2 protein-coding genes and 2 pseudogenes are annotated in these 3180 nt (G+C 58.1%); all 4 read left to right on the forward strand.

Annotation, left to right across the window (positions count from 1 at the left end; all coding sequences use genetic code 11):
* Window positions 1-501 precede the first annotated feature (501 nt).
* Window positions 502-1206: an IS3 family transposase gene (locus BMON_RS10480; protein ID WP_237745399.1), complete on the forward strand. Its 705-nt coding sequence runs from the start codon at window positions 502-504 to the stop codon at window positions 1204-1206.
* A 38-nt stretch (window positions 1207-1244) separates the two neighbouring features.
* On the forward strand, window positions 1245-1670 hold the full coding sequence (locus BMON_RS10485) for an integrase core domain-containing protein (RefSeq protein ID WP_237745398.1): 426 nt from the start codon (window positions 1245-1247) through the stop codon (window positions 1668-1670).
* Between the two features lie 153 nt (window positions 1671-1823).
* Window positions 1824-2537 (forward strand): annotated as a pseudogene (locus BMON_RS08735) (IS256 family transposase); the annotation flags it as partial.
* A 171-nt stretch (window positions 2538-2708) separates the two neighbouring features.
* Window positions 2709-3180 (forward strand): annotated as a pseudogene (locus tag BMON_RS08740) (IS21 family transposase); the annotation flags it as partial.

Raw genomic sequence — 3180 nt, forward strand, 5'->3', positions numbered from 1 at the left:
AGAACCTGACCCAAACCGAACTCGACGACATCGTCACCGAGATCAACGACACCCCCATGAAACTCCTGGACTACCACACGCCCAACGAAGCATGGCAAGAGGAAATATCCAAACTCGGCCTATCATCAAACCAGACCAGCCAACAAGCCAAACGTTGCACTTGCAAATAGAATCCAGCCGATTTGCATAGAAGTAACCATGTGGTAACATCTTATTTCAAGACGGCGTTGCCGCCGCCTTGAAATTCATCTGTCTTATAAAGAAGGACAAGACAATATGTGATAAGGGGCTGCGGACGTTTTCTTGGAGATTGAACGAGAGGATTCTATGTTCAGTCAAGAGGAGCGTGGTCGTGCCGTGGGGTTGTATTGCTCCACTAGTATGACGACCCAGCAGGTCGTGGAGTATCTAGGTTATCCCACGCGTCAGTGTTTGGAACGCTGGCTGCACCAGGATCCCCGGTATATGGAGAGAATCCCCAAGCCAATCATCCCGCTCTCCATGCGGGTGAGAGCCGTACGCCTGTGTCTTACCGGCTTGCAACAGCAGGCAGTGGCGGCGCAGTTGGGTGTCAGTGCTGGTGTGGTGAATCATTGGATGGCCTTGTATCGTGAGGGTGGTATGGCAGCATTGCAACCCCAAAGGAGGTCCCCGATGCCCGAAGAAGAGAAACCCGGGGTTCACCCTGTTTCTGATGATGTTGGTGAGCTGCACCGTCGGATCAGAGAACTTGAGCTGGAGCATGCGTTGATGCGCCAGGTGGTGGAGGTCGTAAAAAAAGCCCCAGGCGCCAGCCTGGGGCGCCTTTCGAACCGGGAGAAGACCAGGCTGATCGACCGGCTTCGCCCGATGTTTTCACTGCACTGTTTGGCCCGCAGGCTCACGATCCCCTTGAGTAGCTACCATTATCACCACGCTCGAAGAGATGGGGATAAGTACTCGGATATCCGCGTGCGCGTGAGAGCATTGTTCAAGGAGTCGTCCTCACGCTACGGCTACCGTAGGCTTCATCACGCTCTGGGTCTGCGGGTATCGGAGAAGGTGGTACGCCAGATTATGAGGGAGGAGGGATTGGTGGCTCGTATCCCCCACCGCAGGCGTTACAGCTCCTACCAGGGTGAGAGCACGCCGGCCCCCGACAACCTGATCCACCGGGATTTCAGTGCCAAAGAACCCAATATGAAGTGGCTGACCGACATCACTTGAGAATCAAGGCTTGTGACGGCAAGGTGTAGGTCTCGCCCATGATCGACTGTTACGACGGCAAGATCGTCGCCTACACGAGGGGATTACACCCGAACGCCCGATTGGCCAACACCATGCTCAGAAAGGCGATCGGAACCCTGCCCGATGATACCAGGGTGATCGTGCACTCAGATCGTGGCTGCCACTACCGGTGGCCCGAGTGGATCCGGATCTGCCAGGAGCACGGTATCATCCGCTCCATGAGCAGGAAGGGCTGCTCCCCGGACAACTCCTCCGCCGAGGGATTCTTCGGCCGCATGAAAACCGAGGCGGTCTACCCCGAATACTGGGAGAAACTGACCTGCGCGCAGGTCGTGGAACACGTCGACACGACCATGCACTGGTACAACCACCAACGCATCAAACAATCCCTGGGATGGAAAAGTCCCGTACACTATAGAATGCAACAAGGGCTAGTGGCCTAAACCATCTCCAAGAAAATGTCCGCAGCCCCTAACGCCCGGTTTTTTGCGCAGATTGGTTGGTGCTTGTTGAAGTAGTGGGGCATGGCTTGTCGCCTGTGTACGATTTCAGTCGCCAAACTATTAACCGCTATGGGAAAGCAGGCGACGATAACCATGCCCAAACAAATTCTACAGGTGAACCAGGCCATGTTCGAGACCAAGCTGGATCGGATGGTCAGTGCGAAGGTCAACGAGATCCTCAACCGGATGCCGGACGCTTCAGGCCGACCAGATCGCCGGCGCCGGTAGGTATGAGCGTTCCGTCGGCAGGAAGGCGTACCGCGCCGGCCATTACGAGCGTGATCTGACGGTCAAGGCCGGGAACATGGCGGTGAGGGTGCCCAAGCTCAAGGGGGCGGTCTTCGAGTCGGCGGTGATCGAACGCTATCGGCGCCGGGAGGAGAGCGTCGAGGAGGCGTGTGAATCGACATGGTTTGGCGGGTGTCTCCACCAGACGGGTGGATGACATCAGTCAGGCGTTGTGGGGTGAACGCATGCCGTCCCAGACCCTGTCAGACCAGCTCGGGAAGGTCTACAAGGACATTGACGCCTGGCGTGAACGCCCGTTGCAGCAGCCCTACCCGTACGTGTTCATGGACGGGGTGTGGCACAAGCGCAGCTGGGGCGGCGCCGTGGAGAACGCCTCCGTGCTCGTGGCGATCGGCGTCGGGTTGGACGGGAACCGGGAGGTGATCGGCGTGGCCGAGGGATTGACAGGAGGATTCGACCAACTGGAACTCGTTCGTCTCCTCGCTCATCTCGCGCGGGCTTACCGGCGTGCGCATGGTGACCGGCGACCGGTGCGCCGGACTCGTCTCAGCCATCGGTGTGTTTATCATCGTTTTGATTGGGGCGTGAACGTCACCAGAATCAGGCAGTGTGATTGCTTGATTTGATCGGTTTGAGCGGTGATGTCTTGTTAAAGAGAGACATCGGCCCGTCGTCCCGATGGATTTCCGAGTGCCATCAACCATGTTCAAGGTTCTCGGGAGGGAAGGAATGACGGTACCGATGCCCATCAGGGGAGGATATCAGGAAATATGAGATGGAAGGGCTGTCGCGTTCGGCGATAGCCAGGCGTCTTGGCATTTCGCGCAACACGGTCGCCATAGTCATGCGGATATGGAGGATTTCTCGCCCAAGCCCGAGACGCGTCCCGCGCAGTCGAGGAGCCGGGTCGAGCCGTACGCCCGGGTCGTGGATTCATGGCTGCGTGCTGATCAGTCGATGCCACGCAAACAGCGGCATACCGCCAGACGGGTGTTCGATCGTTTGGTCGCGGAGCAGGGGTTCGCTGGCTCGTATTCGTCGGTGCAGCGTTGGGTCAAGCACTGGCGGCAGGAGCATCGCGCCGAGTCGGAAGGGTTCATGGAACTGGCGTGGGCGCCCGGGATTGGTCAGGTCGATTTCGGGTTGGCGGAAGGCCGTGATTCGCTGGCGTGGAGCGTGACGTGCATGTGTTGGTGGTCTC

The sequence above is a fragment of the Bifidobacterium mongoliense DSM 21395 genome (assembly GCF_000741285.1).
Lineage (GTDB): Bacteria > Actinomycetota > Actinomycetes > Actinomycetales > Bifidobacteriaceae > Bifidobacterium > Bifidobacterium mongoliense.